The sequence below is a fragment of the Dactylosporangium sp. NPDC051485 genome, from assembly GCF_040682015.1.
Lineage (GTDB): Bacteria > Actinomycetota > Actinomycetes > Mycobacteriales > Micromonosporaceae > Dactylosporangium.
In genome coordinates this window covers 1-19,726 of record NZ_JBFAZW010000152.1, presented here as the reverse complement: position 1 = coordinate 19,726, position 19,726 = coordinate 1, and the positions used below count along the sequence as shown (strand labels likewise).

Below are 19,726 nucleotides of genomic sequence, written 5' to 3'. Positions count from 1 at the left end.
GGGGCGGCTGCTCGACGCCGTGGCGCACGCCGTCGCCATCGTGGCGCTGCTGCTCACCGCCGGGGACGCGGCCGCGGCGGCGGGCGTGGCCGGGCTCTACGGCGTGGCGCTGGGGCTGCGGGCGCTGGGCGGCGGTGCGGCCCGGCCCGGCTACACCGCGGCGGCCGTCGTGGCGGAGCTGCTCGCGTACGAGCTGGTGCTGGTCGCGGGCGGCGTGTCGGTGCCGGAGGCGTACACCGCGCCGGCCGGGGTGGCGGCCGTGGCGGCGGGCTGGGTCGCGGCCCGGCGCCGCCCGCAGCTCGGCAGCTGGACGGCCTTCGGGCCGGGGCTGCTCGCCGGGTTCGGGCCCAGCGTGGCGCTCGTGCTGGTCACCCCGGGCGAGCCGCTGCGGCGGCTGCTGGTCGGGGCGGCCGGGGTCGCGGTCGTGCTGGCGGGCGCGCGGCTGCGGCTGAAGGCGCCGATCGCGGCCGGCGGCGGGGCGCTGGTCCTGCTGGCCCTGCACGAGATCCGGGTCGTCTGGGACCACCTGCCCCGCTGGGCGCCGCTCGCGGTCGCGGGGGCGCTGCTGGTGGGGTTCGCGGTGACGTACGAGCGGCGGCTGCGCGACCTCAACCGGCTGCGGGCGGCGATGGCCCGCATGCGCTGAGGCGGGAGCTACGCGACCCCGGCCATCCGGAGTCCAGCTCGCGCCGGCACGCGTGGTGGAAGGCCGGGGCGCGGCAGCGCAGCCCCGGTCGTCCCTACCGATCGGCCCTACTGCACCGCCACGATCGTCGAGGTGTGGCGGGCCCGCTCCGCGGCGGCGAGGATGTGCACGACCTTGGCCCCGAACGCGGCGTCGCACGGGTGCGGGGTGCCGGTCGTGGCCGCGTCCAGCAGGGCGCTGACCGCGCTGCCGAAGGCCTCGACCTGGGTGGCGTCCCACTCGGGCAGCGTGGTCGCGCCGTGCTCGCCGAAGTAGGAGAAGCCGAAGCTGGTGGCCTCGGGCGCGGCGTCCAGCGTCAGCGAGAGCGTGCTCGCGGCCCCGCCCTCGTGGCGCAGCAGCAGGTGGGCGGTGTCGCGGGGCCCCTCGGCGGCGGAGACGTCCACGACGTTGCCCAGCAGCGGCAGTACCACGGAAAGGGCATGCGGCCCCAGATCCCACAGGCCGCCGTGCTCCTTGCGCCAGACCGAGTCGGCGTAGGGGTTCCCGGGCTGGTAGATCGAGGTGTACATGGTGCCGTGGGCCGCGTACCAGCCGCCGACGGCCGCGTTCTCGCGCAGGAAGGTGTCGACCGAGGGCACGAAGCGGTTGGTGAAGAACACGACCGTGGCGACCCCGGCGGCCCGGGCGGCCGCGACCACCTCGTCGGCGGCGGCCGGGTCCAGGGCGAGCGGCTTGTCCAGGAGCAGGTGCTTGCCGGCCTGGGCGGCGCGCACGGCCAGCGGCGCCTGCACGTCCGGCGGCAGGGCGATGGCGACCGCGTCGACGTCGTTGAACAGCGCGTCGACGTCGGCGTAGGCGGGGACGCCGTACCTGTCGGCCATGTCGGCCGCCTTCTCGGGACTGCGGCCCCACACACCGGCGAGCGTCGCCGAGGGGTGTGTCGACAGCCCGGCCGCCTGCGTGACTGCCGCCCAGTGTCCCGTGCCCAAAACGCCGAATCGCATCGCACCATTCTCCCCCACGCCGTCCGTCCGGTGATCACCCACCCGGCACGGCCCGGCCTCCGGTCGCGGCAAACCCGCGCGGAATCCGGAACAAGCGATATGTCAGGCACGCACCGGCCCGGCGTGGCGCGGGGCACGGGGCGCGGGCGCAGCGCGGGGCACGGGGCGCGGGCGCAGCACGGGGCGCGGGCGCAGCACGGGGCGCGGGCGCAGCGCGGGGCACGGGGCGCGGGGCACGGCGCGGCGCGGCGCGGGGCACGGCGCGGCGCATCCCGGCCCGGCCCCACCCAGATGCGGCGCGGCCTGGCACGGCACGACTCTGCACAGGCCCACCCGGCGCGACCCGCCCCGACCCGGCCCAACCTGACGCGCGCGGCCCTGCGCGGCAAACTGCGCAGAACGCGGGAAAGCGATATGTCGGGCGTCCCACGCCATGACATGTCGGATTTATACGGCGTCAGAGTATAAATCGGGTAAGGGTGACCGTCAATAGGGTGGGCTCGGGGTGTTTCGGGCATAGATGACGGAAGCGGGCACGGCCCCGGCCGGGCATGGGGGTTGTCTGCGCTCCGTGTCCGTTTTGGGGGTTGTCCGTGCACGGGATTCCGATGTGGTTGCGGGAGGCGGTCTGGGTGCAGTTCGCTGTGTTGCTACCCGTTCGGGGTGTGTTCGATCCGACGCATCCGCTTGGTTGTCACCGTCGGCGGGTTCCGGATCGGGTGGTGTTCTTCCAGATCTTCAAGGCGGGTATGAGTGGGCGGTGGTGTCGGGTTGTTCGGATGCCACGATTCGCCGGTGGTTGCGGGGGTGGGCCGATGCTGGTGTGGCCCAGCAGTTGCATGCTCTGGTTCTGGCGGCGTTCGACCTGATGGTCGGGCTGCGGCTGGCCGATGTGGCTGTCGACGGGTGTATCAGCAGAGCTGTTGCTGGTGGGGAGCGCGCCGGTCCGTCGCCGGTCGACTGGGGCAACGGCGGCCGGAAGTGTTCCGTTGCCGCGGACGGCCGCCGGGTCCCGCTCGGGATCGTCGCGGCTGGCGCGAACCGGCGCGACGCGCTCCTGCTCGGCCCGGCCCTGGACGCTGCTGACGCGCAGTTCGGCGGCTGCTGGCCCGGCCGGGTCACTGTCCATCTCGACGCCGGCTACGACTGGGCACCAACGCGGGACCTGCTCGCCGGACGCGGCTGGCGCGGACGGATCGCCCGGCGCGGGAGACCCGCCCCGATCCAGACCGGCTGGCGCTGGGTCGTGGAAGCCAGCCACGCATGGATGAACGACTTCGGCAGACTCCGCCGCTACACCGACCGCCGCGTCTCCATCATCGGCTTCTGCCACGACCTCGCAGCCGCGTTCGTCGCCGTCCGTCACCTCGTCAGCTGCGCCTGCACCCACTACCGATGGGACGGCAGAACCGCCACCTGCCGCCTCTGATCAGCGTGGAGGTGATCGTGACAGGGAGTGGCTGGCAGTTCGTTGGCTTGGCCCGATGAGTGCGTATTCGCTGCAATGCTCTGCCGGTGGCGCGTTGGGATGGTGCGCGACCTTTTGCAGGCTTCGACGGAATTGGCAGCCGGCCGGACGTGGCAGATGCAAGAACCGGCTGCGATATGTTGCCGGTGAGCGCGGATGGCGGCGGATTGTGCGACGTGTTGCCGCACTGGAGGGCCGGCGTGACGGTGGTGGTGGTGGTGGTGTGCGACGTCTCGCGTGGGCGTGCCCGGACGCTGCGGCGCCGCCTGTGCGGTCCGGCGGCGCGGGATCGGTGTGGCCGGCGACGACCGGGTCGGCGGGGTGTTCGGCCTGTTCGGACGGTAGCGTCGGCGGGACCGGCGCGGGGACCGGGTCGGGCCGCCGATCGTCGGCCGCGGTCACCGGCGGGACGCCACCACGGATACGGCGTAGCTTCTCGGCGTGCCTCCGAGCAAGGCCCCACGCTCGATGCCGCTCATGTTCCCGACGGAACTGCTCCGTTGCCGGACAATACCGCCGAGACCTGGTCCGGTCACGCATGGCAGCCAATTCCGTGCGACTGAAGAATGACAGCTGCCCCATGCCATTGATTATCCCCGACCTCGCCCGGAATTACCGCCCCGGACGGTAACGGCAATGTCAAATGGTGCACGATCATGCCGCTGACCGCGATCGCCGGCACGAGGTTCATCGCTACGCCGAGTGATCGACGGCTCCCCGGCCAGGCCGCGGCCAGGCCTGACCGGCGACGCGGTCGACGGGTTCGGCAAACTCCGCCGCCACACCGACCGCCGCCTTCGCCCCAACCCATTGACGGTCACCCTAAGTCGTGGCGCGCCAGCGCCCGACTTACCCCGGAAAAGCCCCTACCGCCCGACCTCGTCGATCCACCGGTCGATGCGGGCCCACCACTCGAAGAGCCAGTCGACCCGCTCCTGGCGACCGGCGGAGATCTCGGGCCGGCCGCACGGACCACACGAGCAGATGCGCGGCTCGCAGTCGAACCAGCCGGTCAGGTACGGGAACGCTTGCGGCGGGTGCGCAGGGCCGGCGGGGTGGAAGCGATACGGCTCGGCGGCGGGCCGCCGCTGTTACCCGGGTGCTGCCCGGGCCGGTTGGGATCGCCGCCGCCAGGGCCGCCCGGTCCGCCACCGGGCGGTGGGCCGCCGGGGGGCGGACCGTTCTGGCCGGCCGGCGGGCGGGACTTCTCCGGCGGGGCCGGCACGATCTCGGTGATCGCCGGCAGGGCGTCCTGCGGGCCGCGCATCTCGTTGCGCTGGTCGCAGGCGGTGTCGTTGAGCACGAAGTCGCTGGGCGGGCGGGGCTGGCCGCCGTGGCCCCACACGCCGAAGGTGATCGCCTTGCCCGGCGGCAGCGCGGTCTGGCCGCTGACCACCTGGGCGCCGACGCCGGGCTGGTAGCTGCTGACGCCCTCGATGCGGTCGACGGTCTGGCCGCCGCGGAAGATGAACCGCAGCGTCCACGGCTGCAGGGTGCGGTTGCCGACGTTGGCCACGGTCAGGCGGGCCTCGAAGCCGCGGTCGGCGTTGGAGTCGATGGCCGGGTGGATGTAGAAGTCGACGTTGCAGGCGGGCTTCGGGGCCCAGGGCTTCCACACGATCATGCCGGTGGTCGCGCCGGCGGCGACGACGGTCACGGTGACGGCGACCCAGGCGCGGCGGGCGTTGCCGGTGGCCCGGCGACCGGACCGGCGAACAAGGACCGGCAGGCGCCGCGACGGATCGGGCTCGCCCACCGGCGGGGCGTGGACCTCCTGCGTCGAGGAGCCGTCCTGGCCGGGCAGTACGACATGGATCCCCGTGGCGGCGGCGAGGACCTTGGCGACCTCGGCCGCCGGCGGCCGGGCCTGCGGATCCTTGGCCAGGCAGTGGCCGATGAGCCGGGCCACCTCGGGCGGCAGGCCGGCGATCTCCGGCAGCGGGTGGGGCGGCTCGTACACGTGGTTGGCGATCATCTGCGTCGGCGTGTCCGCGTGCCAGGGCAGCCGGTCGGTGAGGCAGCGGTAGGCGAGCAGCCCGACGGTGTACACGTCGGTGGCCGGGATGACCCCGCCGCCGAGCAGCCGCTCCGGGGCGAGGTAGGCGGGGGTGCCGAAGACGGTGCCGTCGTGCTCGTCGTCGGGGTCGAAGGAGCCGGTGAGCCCGGCCACGCCGAAGTCCAGGATCTTGGCTCCGGCCGAGGTGAGCATGATGTTGCTGGGCTTGATGTCGCGGTGCACGACCCCGCGCTCGTGCGCGGCGGCCAGGCCGGCGGCGACCTGGGCGCAGATCTGGGTGGCCCGGCGCCAGGACATCGGGCCGGCCCGCAGCCGGTCGGAGAGCAGCTCGCCCTCCAGCAGTTCCATGACCACGTACGGCCGGCGGCCGTTGCGGCCCGCGGCGAAGTCGCCGGCCTCGCCGTAGTCGTGCACGGCGGTGATGTTGGGGTGCTGCAGCCGGGCGACGACCTGCGCCTCGGCCCGGATCCGCTCCCGGTTGCCGGCCTTGGCGGCCAGCTCACCGGCGAGCAGCTTGATGGCGACGTCGCGGTCGAGTACCAGATCGCGGGCCCGCCACACCACGGCCATGCCGCCGGTGCCGACGGGTGCGATGAGCCGGTACCTGTTACCGAGGACCTCGTCGGCGGTGCCGCTCAACCCTGAATGCCGTCCTGATCGATTCCGGTCGCTGTACGTGGCAAACCGTACCGGGGATGGCACGTCGTGGCGAGACCCAAAATGTGACCGACCCCGGCAAATCCCTTGCCGGGGTCGTCGCAAATCCGACGTATCAGGCCGCGCCGCGCGGCCTCGGCGGGCTACCTAACGTCAGAGGGTCAGCAGGTTACCGTCCGGCACCACGATCTGCGGGCGGCCGTGCTCGAGGAACGCGGCGGCCTGCTTCGCGGCGAAGCCCGGGGCCTCGGTCATCGCGGTGCGGTACACCTCGGCGGTGCTGGCCGCGATCGTCGACCAGCCGTAGCGCTCGCTGACCATGGAGCGGGCCTGCTTGGCCACCCGGCGGGCGAACGGCTCGTCCTCCAGCAGGGTGGCGACCGAGGCGGCCAGCGCCTCCGGGGTCTTGGCCGGGAACGTCACGCCGGTGACGCCCGGCTCCACGATCTCGGCCAGGCCGCCGGTGGCGGCGACGGCGAGCGGCGCGCCCGCGGAGGCGCCCTCCAGCGCGACCATGCCGAACGGCTCGTAGATGCTCGGCACGACCAGCGCGTCGGTGGCGGCCATGAGGGCGGGCAGCTCGCCCTCGCCCATGAACCCGGCGAAGCTCACCGCCCGCTGCAGGCGCAGCCGCCGTACCTCCTCCTGCAGCTCGCCGCGGTGGGGCCCGTCGCCGGCGATGACCACCCGCAGGCCGTTGTGCCGGGCCCGCAGCTCGGGCAGCGCCGCGATGAGGTCCTGCACGCCCTTCTCGTAGACGAGCCGGCCGGCGTACCCCAGGAGGGGCCCGTCGGCCGCGAAGCGCGCCCGGGCCGCGTTGATCGCGCGGGACGGCGCCCGCCAGACGCTGGCGTCCACGCCGTTGGCGACCACCGAGACCCGCGCCGGCGCGAGGTCGAGCAGCCGGGTCACCTCCCAGCGCATGTACTCCGAGCAGACCACGACCCGGCAGGCCTCGTGCCCGAGCCACCACTCGACGGAGTGGATGCACTTGTTCATCTCGTCCGGCAGCCAGCCCTGGTGCCGGCCGGCCTCGGTGGCGTGGATGGTGGCCACCAGCGGCAGGTCGAGGCTCTCCTTGAGGGTCACCGCGGTGTGGGTGACCAGCCAGTCGTGGGCGTGGATGAGGTCGTACTCACCGGTCGCGGCGGCCCGCAGCGCGGCCCGGGTCAGCGTGTGGTTGAACGCCATCGTCCAGGCCAGCAGCGTGTTGGTGGACAGCGGGAACAGTGGCGGGTCCTCGGCCGCCCGCACGATCCGCACCCCTTCGGAGTACTCCTCCAGCGGCGCGCCCGGCGCGTGCCGGGTCACCACCGTCACCTCGTGGCCCGCCGTCACCAGCGACGTCGCCAGGGCGTGGACGTGCCGGCCGAGGCCGCCCACCACCACCGGCGGGTACTCCCACGAGAGCATCAGAATGCGCAACGGTTGTCGGTTCCCGGTTCCGATGATCTCGCTCACGTGGCCGCCCCCACTTGATTGTCGAACAAAACGCCCGCCTAAGTACCCACGCACGGCAGCGCCTAACGCGCGGTCTCGCCCCCGCGAGTGAGCCGTTGGGTGGGGTTGAGACTCATCCTGCCCGGCGAGGGTTACCGCGTGGGCAAATCTCATTTCTAGGGTGTAACGGTCAGCCGACATTCCTCCGGACGCGCAGCACCTCGGCCACCGACCAGGCCTGGAAGGGGCACCCCGTCGCCCGGTGCGGCGCATCGCCGTCCGCCGTCTCGGAGACGGAGCCCACACCCCAGTCCCACAGATGCGCCTCGATGCCCTGCAGGAGCTCACCGGGATGCTCCGCCGGCGGGGCCGCGTGGGCGTCGACGTACGGGCCGATCATCCAGGGCCACACCGTGCCCTGGTGGTAGCCCGCGTCGCGCTGGGCCGGGCCGCCCGCGTGGGTGCCGACGTAGGCGGGGTCGGACGCGGCGAGGCTGCGCGGCCCGAGCGGTGTGAGCAGGGCGGAGACCGCCTCGGGCACGGGCCGGCCGCGCATCGGGCCGCGGGGCAGGCTCCACGCGAGGAGCTGGTTCGGGCGCAGCGCCGGGTCGTCGCCGGACGGGCCGTCGATGACGTCGTACAGGGGCCTCGCGTCCGGCGCGCCCGTTGCGGGGTGCGACCGCCGCTCGACCGGGAAGCGCCGCTCGAAGCTCGCCCGGGCCCGGTCCAGCAGCGTCCTGACGGCGGCGGCGTCGCGGCCGAGCCGCTCCTGCAGCGCGGCGATCGCCCCGAGCCCGTTGATCCACAGCGCGTTCACCTCCACGGGCTTACCTACCCGGGGTGTGACAGGGATCTCGCCGACCCGGGCGTCCATCCAGGTGAGGGCGACGCCGGGGGCGCCCTGGGTGACGAGGGCGTCGGCGTCGGCCCGGATGCCGTAGCGGGTGCCGCGCAGGTGGGCGGCGACCACCTCCTCGAGGGCGGGCAGCAGCTCGGCGGCGAGGTCGTCGTCGCCGGTACCGCTGACGTGCCGCTCGACGGCGTGCAGGAACCACAGGGTGGCGTCGACGGTGTTGTGCTCGGTGCGCCCGGTGTCGGCGGTGTTGGCGAGCATGCCGCCGTCGAGCGTGGCGGCGTAGGCGCGCAGCAGCTCGCGGCCCTCGTCGTACCAGCCGGTGGCCAGGAACAGGCCCTCGTAGGCGGTCATGGTGTCGCGGGACCAGGTGCCGAACCAGGGGTACCCGGCCACGACGTCGGGCGCGCCGGCCGCACCGGCGACCACGAAGGCGTCGGCGGCCAGCACGAGGGTCCGGTCGACGTCGTCGGAGGCGTCGTGGGTGAGCGCCCGGTTGCGCGCCCGGGCCCGGGCGACGATCCTCTCGGCCCCGCGGGGGGCGCCCTCGCCGGCGAAGGCCTCGACCTCGAGGGACTCTCCCGGGTGGAGCACGGCCGCGAACTGCCCGGCGCACCAGAGGTCCTCCTGCGCCGGCAGGCCGCGCTCCCGCTCGGCGCGGGTGAGCGCGCCGCGGTACCACTGCTGGATCGTGGAGAATCCGGGACCCTCCAGCCGGAAGGCCGACTCGACCACCGCCCCGGACCCGTGCGCCTCGACGAGCGGGGCGGGGCCGGCGGCGGTGCGTTCGCCGTGCGCGTCACGCCAGGTGACCAGCGCCTTGAGGGTCAACGTGACCGGGCCGGGGGCGCTGACCAGCCGGTGCACGACGCCGAGGTGGGACCGGCCGTGGACCATGGCCAGCTCGCGCTCGAGCACCACCGGCCCGATCCGCCAGCGCCACCGGGGCAGCCCGTCGACGAGGTCGAAGCGCTCCAGCAGGGTGTGCCCGGCCGGGCTGACGGCCCCGCCGGCCCACTCGTGCACGGCCAGCTCGACCTGGGCGCCCGACGGCAGGGTCAGCACCGGGTCGAGGGCGGCCAGGGCCAGGTGGCGGCGGGCCGGCAGGCCGGGCTCGGCGACCACGAGCAGGCCGTGGTACCGGCGGGTGCGCAGCCCCGACACGGTGCCCATCGCGTAGCCGCCGGCCCCATCCGGGACAAGCCACTCACGGTTCGCACCTGCCGACAAATCACCACATACCTGCGCGCCGAAGACGACCATGCGCACAATTTTGGTGGCTGGGGGTGGCGGTCGGCGAGCGGATCCCCACAAGATTATTGATCAAGGGGCACCTTGATGTAAGAACAAATGCCACGTAAGGGGTTGAATGGTCGGGTCTCAACTTGACCGAAACATGAACAACGGAGAATAGCCGCGTGATCGAGGACGATGGGAACGCCGAGCGCCGGAGGCTGGCCGAAGCCGACAGCGGGGAGCGCCCATGGCGGGGCTGGGGGCCCTACCTGTCCGAGCGAGCCTGGGGGACGGTCCGCGAGGACTACAGCCCGCACGGCAACGCCTGGGACTACTTCCCGCACGACCAGGCCCGGTCCAGGGCGTACCGCTGGAACGAGGACGGCATGGCCGGCGTCTGCGACGACCGGCAGACGTTCTGTTTCGCGCTGGCCCTGTGGAACGGCAAGGACACCATCCTCAAGGAGCGGATGTTCGGGCTGGGCGGCGACCTCGGCAACCACGGCGAGGACGTCAAGGAGTACTGGTGGTACCTGGACTCCACGCCGACGCACTCCTGGATGCGGTGGCGCTACCACTACCCGCAGGGCGCGTTCCCGTACGACGACCTGGTCGCCGAGAACTGCCGGCGGGGGCGGGACGAGCCGGAGTACGAGCTGGCCGACACCGGCATCTTCGACGAGGACCGGTACTGGGCGGTCGAGGTCGACTACGCCAAGGCCGGCCCGACCGACATGTGCGTCCGCATCCGGATCCGCAACATGGGGCCCGACCCGGCGACCCTGCACGTGCTGCCGACCCTGTGGTTTCGCAACACGTGGGCCTGGGGCCTGCCCGGCCGCGACTACATGCCGGAGATCCGGGCCAAGGACAACGGCCTGCTGGCCGAGCACCGGCTGCTGGGCCGCCTGGCGCTGACCGGCGACGGGGCGCCGCGCCCGCTGTTCTGCAACAACGAGACCAACGGCCCGCGGATCTGGGGCAAGCCCGGGCAGGAGTACCCCAAGGACGGCATCGGCGACCACATCATCCACGGCACCGACAGCGTCAATCCGGACGACGTCGGGACCAAGGCGGCCCTGCACTACCTGATCTCCGTGCCGGCCGGCGGCAGCCACGAGATCCGCGTGCGGCTCAACCTCAGCGCGCCCGGCGCCAAGGACCTCGCCCCGGCCGACCTCGAGGCCGACTTCGAGTCCACCATGAGCCGCCGGCAGGCCGAGGCGGACGCCTACTTCGAGGAACTCGTACCCTCCGGGGCGGACGCCCAGGAGAAGATGATCGTGCGGCAGGCGGTCGCCGGTCTCATGTGGGGCAAGCAGTTCTTCCACTTCGACGTGGCCCGCTGGCTGCAGGGCGACCCGGTCTCGGAGCCGCCGCCGGACAGCCGCCGCTACGGGCGCAACAGCCACTGGTGGCACATGAACAGCTGCGACGTGCTGTCCATGCCCGACCCGTGGGAGTACCCGTGGTACGCCGCCTGGGACCTGGCGTTCCACTGCGTGGCCATCGCCCGGGTCGACCCCGGGTTCGCCAAGGAGCAGCTGCTGCTCCTGCTGCGCGAGTGGTACATGCACCCCAACGGGCAGATCCCGGCGTACGAGTGGGCGTTCGGCGACGTCAACCCGCCCGTGCACGCCTGGGCCGCCCTGCGCGTGTTCGTCCTGGACGGCTCGCGCGACTTCGACTTCCTGGCCCGCGTGCTGCACAAGCTGCTGCTGAACTTCACCTGGTGGGTCAACCGCAAGGACGCCGAGGGCAACAACGTCTTCGAGGGCGGCTTCCTGGGCCTGGACAACGTCGGCCCGTTCGACCGCTCCGCCGCCCTGCCCGTCGGCGGACGGCTGGAGCAGAGCGACGGCACCGCCTGGATGGCGATGTACGCGCTCAACCTGCTCGACATGTCGCTCACCCTGGCCGTGCACGACCGGGTGTACGAGGACATCGCCGCCAAGTTCCTGGAGCACTTCGCCTACATCGCCGACGCCGCCTACGAGTTCGGCCTGTGGGACGAGGAGGAGGCGTTCTTCTACGACGTGCTGCGCACCGCCGACGGCCGCCAGATCCCGCTCAAGGTCCGCTCGGTCGTCGGCCTCCTGCCGCTGACCGCCACCACCATCATCAGCTCGACCACCCTGCGCCGGCTGCCCGACGTCGCCGCCCGCCTGCGCTGGTTCCTGACCAACAAGCCGGAGTACGGCGACGTGGTCGGCGCGAAGAAGAGCCGGGGCGGCCAGCAGCTGCGCCTGCTGTCGATGGTCGGCCCGGACCAGCTGATCCGCATCCTGCAGCGCATGCTGGACGAGGACGAGTTCCTGTCCCCCTACGGCCTGCGCACCCTGTCCCGGGCGCACAAGGACGAGCCGTTCACGGTACATCTGGGTGACCACGCCTACACGGTGGGCTACGAGCCGGGCGAGTCGACGAGCGGCCTCTTCGGCGGCAACTCGAACTGGCGCGGCCCCATCTGGATGCCCGTCAACTACATCCTGATCGAGGCCGTGCGCCGCTTCGCCGAGTTCTTCGGCGACGACCTGCAGGTGGAGTACCCGGCCAAGAGCGGCAAGATGGCCACCCTGGCCACGGTGGCCGACGACCTGTCCCACCGCCTGGTGAAGCTCTTCCTGGACGACGAGCGCGGCCACCGCCCGGTCTTCGGCGACGTGGACCTGTTCCAGCGCGACCCGGCCTGGCACGACCTGCTGCTCTTCTACGAGTACTTCCACGGCGACACGGGGGCGGGCCTGGGCGCGGCGCACCAGACCGGCTGGACCGCGCTGGTCCTCGACCTGATCCTGACCCTGCGCACTCCCCCACCCCACGACCCCCGCCCGTGACGCGCTCCCGCCCGGCGCGGTGCTCGACGCCCATGCCGCCCCCGTTAGGGTGCGGCATGGGTACTTGGGGAAGTGGCAACTTCGACAGCGACACGGCCGCGGACCATCTGTCGATCTTGACCGCGCGGCTGATGCGTGAGATCGAGGACGCCATGGCGGGCGATCCGGTCGAGCTGGAGCCGGACGAGTACTGGGGCGTCGCGGTCCCCTGCAACGTCGAGATCCTGTGCCTCCTGGCGGGCCAGCCGTGGGTCGGCGTCGTGCTGCCCGCGGCCGAGACGGTCGAGGCGTGGAAGGCGACCTTCCTGGCCGCGTGGGACGCGAACATCGATGGGCTGGAGCCCACCCCGGAGCACAAGGCAGCGCGGCGAGCGGTGCTGGAGCGCACGTTCGACCGGCTGACCGAGGCGATCCGCGCCGCTTAGCCCGCCGCCGGCGGCACGACCGGGGTGACCGGCGTCACTTCCCGAGCAGCGGGGTGCGGTGGCGCTCCAGGTAGGCCTCGACGTGCTCGGCGTGGTCGGGCGGGCTGACGAGGAAGCCCTGGCCGAGCGCGCAGCCGGCGGCACGGACCACGTCGGCGTGGGACTGGGTCTCCAGGCCGCAGGCGATGACGTCGATGCCCAGGCGGCGGGAGAGGCCGACGACGACGTCGACGATCGGGGTGGCGGCGCCGCGCCGGCCCGGGGGCTCGTTGAAGAGGGCCTGGTCGATCTTCAGGACGTCGATCGGGAGGCGGCGGAGGTGGGCCAGGGCGGTCGGGCCGGTGCCGAAGTGGTCCAGCGCCGTGCGGACGCCGAGCGCGCGCAGGCCGGCCAGCTGCTCGACGGCGAAGGCGTCGTCGGGCAGCGCGGCCTCGGCGACCTCGACGACGAGGGCCTCGGCGGGGACGCAGTGGGTGTCGACGGCGGTGGCGACGGCGGCCAGCCAGCCCTCGCCGGCCAGCTGCCGGGCGGAGACGTTGACCGACATCCACAGGTCGCGGCCGTCGCCGCGCCAGCGGGAGAGCTGGCGGCAGGCGCGGTGCAGTACCCATTCCCCGATCTCGTCGGCGATGCCGCCGCCCAGCTCCTCGGCGATGGGCAGGAACTCCGCCGGGGGGACGGTGCCCAGGCGCGGGTGGCGCCAGCGCAGCAGGGCCTCGGTGCCGGCGGGCTGGCGGGTGGCGAGGTCGGCGATCGGCTGGAAGGCGACGTCGAGCTCGCCGCGGCCGATCACGCCGGGCAGCTGCTGCTCGATCTCCGTGCGGCGCACCAGGGCGGTCTCGAAGGACTTGTCGTAGCACTCGACCCGGCCGCCGGCGCCGCCGCGGGCGAGCTGGCGGGCCCGGCGGCGGGCCACGTCCGCGTGCCGCAGGGCCTCCTCGGCGTGCCCGGCGCCGAGGAGGTCGGCCACGCCGACGTCGGCGGCAAGGTGCACGGTGTGGCCGGGCAGGTGGAACGGCTCGGCGAGGGCGGTGGCGATCCGGGCGGCCAGGGCGAAGGCCGGCACGAGCGGGGCGTCGGTGAGCACGGCGAAGGCGGCGGCGCCGAGGCGGGCCGGCAGGTCGTCGCGGCCGGCGGCGGCGCGCAGCCGGCGGGCCGCCTCGATGAGGACGGCGCCGGCGACGGACGGGCCGTGCAGGTCCGCGACGCTGTCGAAGCGGTCGAGCTCCAGCACGAGCAGCGAGCCGGGGCGGGCGTCGCGGCAGGCCTCCTCGGCGGCGGCGACGAACCGGCGGCGGTTGGCCAGGCCGGTCCGGTCGTCGGTCCAGGTGACCTCGTGCAGCGTGCGCTGCAGCCGGGCCCGGTCGCCGATGTCGCGCACGTGCACGACGAGGCCGCCGACCTCGGGCGCCGCGCGCTGGTCGATGACGGTGGACTCGGTGTCGCGCCAGCGGCCGAAGCCGTCGCGGAGGCGGGCCTGGACCAGCACGTGCTGGCGGCCCTCGGGCACGGCCCGCAGGGCGGCGCCGGCCGGGTGGAGCGGATCGGTCAAGGGCCGGCCGAGCGCGTCCCGCAGGGCGGCGGCGCCGGCCGGGTGAGGCAGGCCGGTCAGAGGGCGGCCGAGCGGGTCCCGCAGGGCGGCGGTGTCGGCCGGGTGGAGCGGGCCGGTCAGGGGGCGGCCGGGCGCGTCCCGTTCGAGCACGGCCCGCAGGGCGGCGGCGACGGGGGCGGCGTCGGCCGGGTGGAGCAGGTCGGTCAGGGGGCGGCCGAGCGCGTCCTGATCGGACAGGCCGAACTGGCGGGCGGCGGCCGGGGACTGCCAGCGCACGACGAGGTCGGCGTCGAGCACGATGGCGACGTCGGTCGAGCCGGCGACGAGCGTGCGGAAGCGGGCCTCGCGGCCGGCGAGCGTCTGGGCGTACCGCCGGATGTCCCACGCGACGAACAGCTCCCGCACGGCGAGGGCGGCGAAGGCGGCGATCCCGAGGGCGACCGAGGTCTCGTCGAAGCGGCCGCCGGTGAGCAGGTGCCACGCCGACACCACGACGGCGAGCAGGGCCGGGACGAGCAGCAACGGGTACCCGGCGAACGAGCCGTCCTCGTCGGCGGCGTGCGGGCGGGTCGGTCCGTCGCCGGCGCGGCGGGCTCCGGCGGCGATGAGGAACGGGCCGGCGACCATGGCCAGCCCGGCGGCCACGAGCCCGGCGGGGGCCGCACCGGGGGCGCCGAGCCAGGTGCGGTCGTGGCCGAGGAGCAGCAGGGCGTACCCCTCGACGCCCACGATCGACAGCGCCGCACCGCCGCTGCAACCCAGCGCGGCCGGGCGGTGACGCACGGCGCGCAGCCCGGTGACGACGGCCACGGCCACGGCCACGCAGCCGGTCAGCGCCACGGCCAGGCGCAGCGGCGCGGTGCCCGGGGCCGAGCGGCCCAGCGTGACCACCCAGGCGCAGTACAGGAGGCTGACGCCGATCCCGGCGCCGTCGAGGAGGCGGCGCAGCCGGGCACCGAGGGTCGGCGCGGTGCCCGGCAGCAGCAGGAGGCCCGCGAGGTACGCCGGCGCGGCGAGCAGCGTCGTCGCGGCGGCGATCGGGCCGGGGTCGAGCCACGGCAGGCCGGTGGCGGCCACCCCGGCCCCGGCGAGCAGCGCGCCCAGGCCGAGGAACCCGGCGCCGCGGCAGGGGCCGAAGTCGCGCCGGCCGTGATGGATGCGCAGGGCGAGGCGGATCAGCCCGCCGGCGTGCACCAGCGCCGCGGCCCCGGCGAGCACCGCCACCGCGAACAGGCCGAGCACCGGCCCGATGACGGCCGTGGCGCCGAGGACCGCCGCCGCACTGAGCAGCGCGGGCCAGAACGTGCGCGGGTCGCCGATCACTGCAAGTGCCGCTTTCACGAGGGGAGCGCTGGGGATGCGCTCATCGTGCCCAACGACAGCGGCCGCCCGGGGTTACCGGCCGTTCGCGAGAATTCCCCCGATCGCGGCGAGTCGCTCGCGGCGTTCTTCCGCGCCGACGGTACCGCGGGTCAGCTCGTCCAGCAGCAGCCCGTCGATGAGCCCGATCATGAGGCGCGCGCGGGCCCGCGAGCCGGTGAGCCGCTCGGCCCGGTCGACGAACCCGTCCGCCAGCCGCGCCGCGGCCTCCCCCAGCTCGCGGCGGGCCTGCGGGTCGAGCATGAGCATGAACCGGGCCCGGGTGCGGGGCGAGCCGGCCCAGGCGGCCAGCACGTCGGCGAGGTCGCGCCCCTCGGACTCGGCGAGGTCGAGCTCGGCGATGCGCTCCAGGGCGGCGGTGAGCAGGGCGTTGCGGGTCGGGAAGTGGTAGCTGCACGTCCCCGGCGGCAGCCCGGCCCGCGCGTCGACGGCCCGGTGGGTGAGCGCCCGCACGCCGTCGTGGCCGAGCACGTCGATGGCGGCGTCGGCAAGCCGACGCTTGCGATCCTTCATCACCCGGATACTACAGGTGTAGCGTTTCGGGCATGCGAACCGCGATCGTCGTCGGGGCCGGCATCGGCGGGCTGGCCACCGCCAGGGGGCTCGGGCTGGCCGGCTGGGACGTCACCGTGCTGGAGCGCCAGCCCCGCCTGGAGGGCCCCGGGGCCGGCCTGTCGCTGTGGCCCAACGCCCTGCGCGCCCTGGACTGGCTCGGCCTCGGCGCGCGGGTCCGCGCCGCCGGCACCCCGATCACCGGCGGCGGCCTGCGCACCGCGGGCGGAGCCTGGCTGACCCGGGTGGCGGTCGCCGGCCCGATCGTCGTGCACCGCGCCGACCTGCACGAGATCCTCGCCGAGGGGGTGCGCGTGCGCACCGGCACCGCCGTGACCGATCCCGAGGAGCTGGACGCGGACCTGGTCGTCGGCGCCGACGGCATCGGCAGCCTGTTCCGGCAGCGGTACCACCCGCAGACCCGCATCCGCGACAGCGGCCAGGTCTCGTGGCGCGCGGTCGTGCCCGCCGAGGCCATGGGCGGCGCCCGCGAGGGCGGGGAGACCATGGGCCCGGGCGGGCTGCGCTTCGGCCATCAGCCGATGGGTGCCCGGGGCGTCTACTGGTACGCCGCCGCCCCCGGCCCGCTGCGCACCGGCGCAAAGACGGAGCAGCTGGCGCAGCTGCGGGCGGCCTTCGACGGCTGGCACGACCCGATCGCGGCCCTGCTGGAGGCGACCGACCCGGCGACGCTGCTGCACCACCCGCTGCTGGACCTGCACCCGGTGCCGCCGATGCGCTTCGGCACGCGGACCGCCCTGGTCGGCGACGCGGCGCACGCGATGACCCCAAACCTGGGCCAGGGCGCCTGCCTCGCCATCGAGGACGCGGTCACGCTGGCCGGACTGCTCGCGCAGGGCCTGCCGGTGTCCGAGGCGCTGCAACGGTACGACGAACAGCGCCGCCCCCGGGCCGAGCTCGTGGTGCGCCGCTCGTGGCAGGCCGGGCGGATCACGGGGGCCCGCGGCCGGGTCACCAGCGCGCTGGTGCAGGCGCTGGCCCGGGTGGCCCCGGCGGGGGCGGCCACGCGGGCCGCGGAACGGATCGCGTCCTGGAACCCGCCCACGCCGTCACCCTCGGCCACGCCCCGTTGACCTCGTCACGGCCCTCGCGCGCGAGACCGTCGCGGACCGCGGGCGCCTTTGACACCGGCCCTGTCGTGGAGCGTTACGCGGGCAGGCGGGCGCCGTTGATCTCGTCGCGGCCCAGCCAGGAGCGCAGGCGCCCGCGCAGGCCCTTGGGCGCGGGCACGTCGTCGCCGACGATGTCCGCGACCACGGCGGTGATGTTGTCCGGGCCGCCCGCGCGCAGCGCCATGTCGACGAGGCGCTCGACGCACTCGTCGACGTCCGCGTACTCGCGCAGCGCCTCCTCGATGGTCTCCGTCCGCAGCACGCCGGACAGGCCGTCGCTGCACAGCAGGTAGCGGTCGCCGGGGCGGGCGGCGGTCACGGAGTACACCGGATCCGTCGGTTGTCCCTGCAACACCCGGCTGACCAGAGAGCGCTGCGGGTGGGTGGCCGCCTCGTCGAGCGTGATGCGCCCCTCGTCGACGAGCAGCTGCACATAGGTGTCGTCCTTGGTGACCTGCCCGAACTCCTCGCCGCGCAGCAGGTAGGCCCGCGAGTCTCCAATGTGGACCAGGCCGATCCGCTCGCCGGAGAAGAGAATGGCGGTCAGCGTCGTGCCCATCCCGAGCTTCGCCGGGTCGGCCTCGACCTCGTCGCGGATACGCCGGTTGGCGTCCGAGACCGCGGTACGCAGGGCGGTGAGCAGGTCGTTCCCGGCGAACTCCTCGTCCAGCGGCGTCATCGCCTCGATCGCCAGCCGGCTGGCCACGTCGCCCGCCGCCATGCCACCCATGCCGTCGGCCACGGCGAGCAGCCGGTCGCCCGCGAAGACCGAATCCTGATTGGTACTGCGAACGAGCCCCACGTCGGTCCGCGCCGCCCAGTGCAGTGCGAGCGGTTGATGCCCCCCGTCGACCATGTCCTCGGTGCCAGCCTCTGCCATGCGTGACAGAGTGCCGCACGAGACAGGCGGGCGTCTCTACGCACTTGTGCGTATCGTGGCCGCATGCCGACCGCCCCCTTCATCGGACGAGCCCCCCAGCTCGCCGAGATCGCGGACGCATGGGCCACCCGCCGCCCCGGCATCGTGCTGATCACCGGCGAGGCCGGCGGCGGGAAGAGCCGGCTGGTCGCCGAGGTCCTGGACCGGTTGGACCTCTCCCGCGCGACGGTCCTGCGGGGCGCCGCCCGCTCCCTCGGCGCCGCACCGCTGGACTGGCTGGCGTCGGTGCTGAGCGGCCGGCCCACCGCGGGCCTGCCCGGCGACGAGGCCCTGCTGAACCGCCTGGCCCAGCGCTCACCGAACGCGACCGAGCCGCGCCTGTCCCCCGCCATGACGCTGCGCGCCGCCGTCGACGTGGTCCGCGCCCTCCTGCACGCCGCCCCCGCCGGCGACCCGTACCCGGACCCCGCGGACGGCGACCCGTACCCGGACCCCGCGGACGGCGGCCCGTCCCCGGACCCCGCGGACGGCGGCCCGTCCCCGAACCCCGCGGACGACGACCCGGACGCGGAGGCGCAGGTCCCGGCGGGGACCTCCCGGCGCTCCGCATCCGGCATTATCCGACATTTCACCAAATTTCGGGGCGGCGGGGAGGCCCCGGAATCGGCGGTCGCCGCGCTGGCGGAACCGGACCACACGAACGGCGGCGGCGGACGGCTGGGCATCATCGTGGTCGAGGACCTGCACGACCTCGACCCGGCCAGCCTGGCGCTCGTGGCCGAGCTCGCCGCGGCCGCCGACACGCTGCCGGCGCTGCTGCTGGTGACGAGCCGCCCCCCGCAGGAGGCCGCCTTCGCCCCGGCCGCCGCCCGCACCCTGCGGCGCCTCGGCGGCGGCCCGTCCGTGCGGCGGGTGCACGTCGCGCCGTTCACCGCACGGGAGACGGCGGAGCTGATCGAGGCCCGCTACGGCAGCGCCCCCGCCCCGGAGACCGTCCGCGGCGCGCTGCGGCGCACCGGCGGCAATGCGTTCTGGCTGACGGAGCTGCTGGCCGCGTACGGCACGGCGGACGAACTCGCCGCCGCCCCCCTCCCCGCGCACGTGGCCGGCCTGCTGGTCGAGCCCCTGGCCTCGGAGCCCGCCGTCGTCGGCCGGGTGGCCCGCGCGGCGGCGCTGCTCGGCGACCCGGTGGACAGCGACGTGCTGGCCCACGTGTGCGGCGGCGACGTGGAGCCGGCCCTGCGGCGCCTGCTCGACCTGGGCATGCTGCTCATCGCCCCCGACCTGGCCCCGGCCGGCTCGCTGCGCTTCCGGCACCCGCTGCTGCGCGAGGCCCTGGCCGCGGGGGCGATGCCGAGGGAGCGCACCCGCGTGCACACCCTCGCCCACGGCCTCGCCGCCGAGCTCGGCGACGACGCGGCGCTCGCCCGCCACGCCGCCGCCCTGGGCCGCAACGCCGAGGCCCGGGCCGCGGCCGTCCGCGGCGCCGCGACGTGCCTCGCCGACGGCCTGCCGGAGGCGGCGCTGGACCTGGTCGCGCTCGGGCTGGCGCTGCCTCGCGCGGCCGTCGTCTTCTCGGCAGCGAGCGACCTCACGATGGCGAGCGAGAGCTCCCACACCAAGGCGGCCGTCGACCCGGTGGTGAC

The 19,726-nt window shown here is 74.5% G+C and carries 10 protein-coding genes and 3 pseudogenes; 6 read left to right on the top strand and 7 right to left on the bottom strand.

Going from position 1 to position 19,726, the window contains the following annotated elements:
• Positions 1-646: pseudogene (locus AB0M46_RS46830) on the top strand (hypothetical protein); the annotation flags it as partial.
• 107 nt (positions 647-753) lie between these two features.
• On the opposite strand, the gene AB0M46_RS46825 reads toward AB0M46_RS46830, so the two are convergent.
• Positions 754-1,650 (bottom strand): Gfo/Idh/MocA family oxidoreductase, encoded by an 897-nt coding sequence (locus tag AB0M46_RS46825; protein ID WP_363347338.1) that lies wholly within the window; start codon positions 1,648-1,650, stop codon positions 754-756.
• 587 nt (positions 1,651-2,237) lie between these two features.
• On the opposite strand from AB0M46_RS46825, the pseudogene AB0M46_RS46820 reads away from it, so the two are divergent.
• Positions 2,238-3,079, top strand: a pseudogene (locus tag AB0M46_RS46820) (transposase).
• A gap of 1,051 nt (positions 3,080-4,130) precedes the next feature.
• Here AB0M46_RS46820 and AB0M46_RS46815 read toward each other — a convergent pair.
• The 3 genes from AB0M46_RS46815 to AB0M46_RS46805 all read right to left on the bottom strand — a co-directional run bounded on the left by AB0M46_RS46815 (position 4,131) and on the right by AB0M46_RS46805 (position 9,354).
• Positions 4,131-5,774 (bottom strand): protein kinase, encoded by a 1,644-nt coding sequence (locus tag AB0M46_RS46815; protein WP_363347336.1) that lies wholly within the window; start codon positions 5,772-5,774, stop codon positions 4,131-4,133.
• A 171-nt stretch (positions 5,775-5,945) separates the two neighbouring features.
• Positions 5,946-7,205, bottom strand: a complete 1,260-nt coding sequence (locus tag AB0M46_RS46810) for a glycosyltransferase family 4 protein (protein WP_363347340.1) — start codon at positions 7,203-7,205, stop codon at positions 5,946-5,948.
• 217 nt (positions 7,206-7,422) lie between these two features.
• Positions 7,423-9,354, bottom strand: a complete 1,932-nt coding sequence (locus AB0M46_RS46805; RefSeq protein ID WP_363347334.1) for an amylo-alpha-1,6-glucosidase — start codon at positions 9,352-9,354, stop codon at positions 7,423-7,425.
• Positions 9,355-9,503: 149 nt separating this feature from the next.
• Here AB0M46_RS46805 and AB0M46_RS46800 point away from each other — a divergent pair, with 149 nt between their 5' ends.
• Both AB0M46_RS46800 and AB0M46_RS46795 read left to right on the top strand, forming a co-directional pair.
• Complete coding sequence (locus AB0M46_RS46800) at positions 9,504-12,158, top strand: glucosidase (protein ID WP_363347332.1); 2,655 nt, start codon at positions 9,504-9,506, stop codon at positions 12,156-12,158.
• Between the two features lie 56 nt (positions 12,159-12,214).
• Positions 12,215-12,583 carry a DUF4259 domain-containing protein gene (locus AB0M46_RS46795; RefSeq protein ID WP_363347330.1) on the top strand — a complete coding sequence of 123 codons (369 nt, stop codon included), beginning with the start codon at positions 12,215-12,217 and terminating at the stop codon, positions 12,581-12,583.
• A gap of 34 nt (positions 12,584-12,617) precedes the next feature.
• Here the strand turns inward: AB0M46_RS46795 and AB0M46_RS46790 are convergent, their stop codons facing one another.
• Together AB0M46_RS46790 and AB0M46_RS46785 are read right to left on the bottom strand one after the other, a co-directional pair.
• The gene (locus AB0M46_RS46790) at positions 12,618-15,476 is read right to left on the bottom strand and encodes an EAL domain-containing protein (protein WP_363347328.1); all 2,859 of its coding nucleotides are present in this window, start codon (positions 15,474-15,476) and stop codon (positions 12,618-12,620) included.
• Positions 15,477-15,530: 54 nt separating this feature from the next.
• Positions 15,531-16,028 carry a TetR family transcriptional regulator gene (locus tag AB0M46_RS46785; protein WP_363347326.1) on the bottom strand — a complete coding sequence of 166 codons (498 nt, stop codon included), beginning with the start codon at positions 16,026-16,028 and terminating at the stop codon, positions 15,531-15,533.
• 32 nt (positions 16,029-16,060) lie between these two features.
• Here AB0M46_RS46785 and AB0M46_RS46780 point away from each other — a divergent pair, with 32 nt between their 5' ends.
• The gene (locus AB0M46_RS46780) at positions 16,061-17,161 is read left to right on the top strand and encodes an FAD-dependent monooxygenase (RefSeq protein WP_363347324.1); all 1,101 of its coding nucleotides are present in this window, start codon (positions 16,061-16,063) and stop codon (positions 17,159-17,161) included.
• Positions 17,162-17,333: 172 nt separating this feature from the next.
• Here the strand turns inward: AB0M46_RS46780 and AB0M46_RS46775 are convergent.
• Positions 17,334-18,056 (bottom strand): annotated as a pseudogene (locus tag AB0M46_RS46775) (protein phosphatase 2C domain-containing protein); the annotation flags it as partial.
• Between the two features lie 87 nt (positions 18,057-18,143).
• Between AB0M46_RS46775 and AB0M46_RS46770 the strand changes: the two are divergent.
• The coding region (locus tag AB0M46_RS46770) for an AAA family ATPase (RefSeq protein WP_363347322.1) at positions 18,144-19,726 on the top strand (1,583 nt) is incomplete at its 3' end.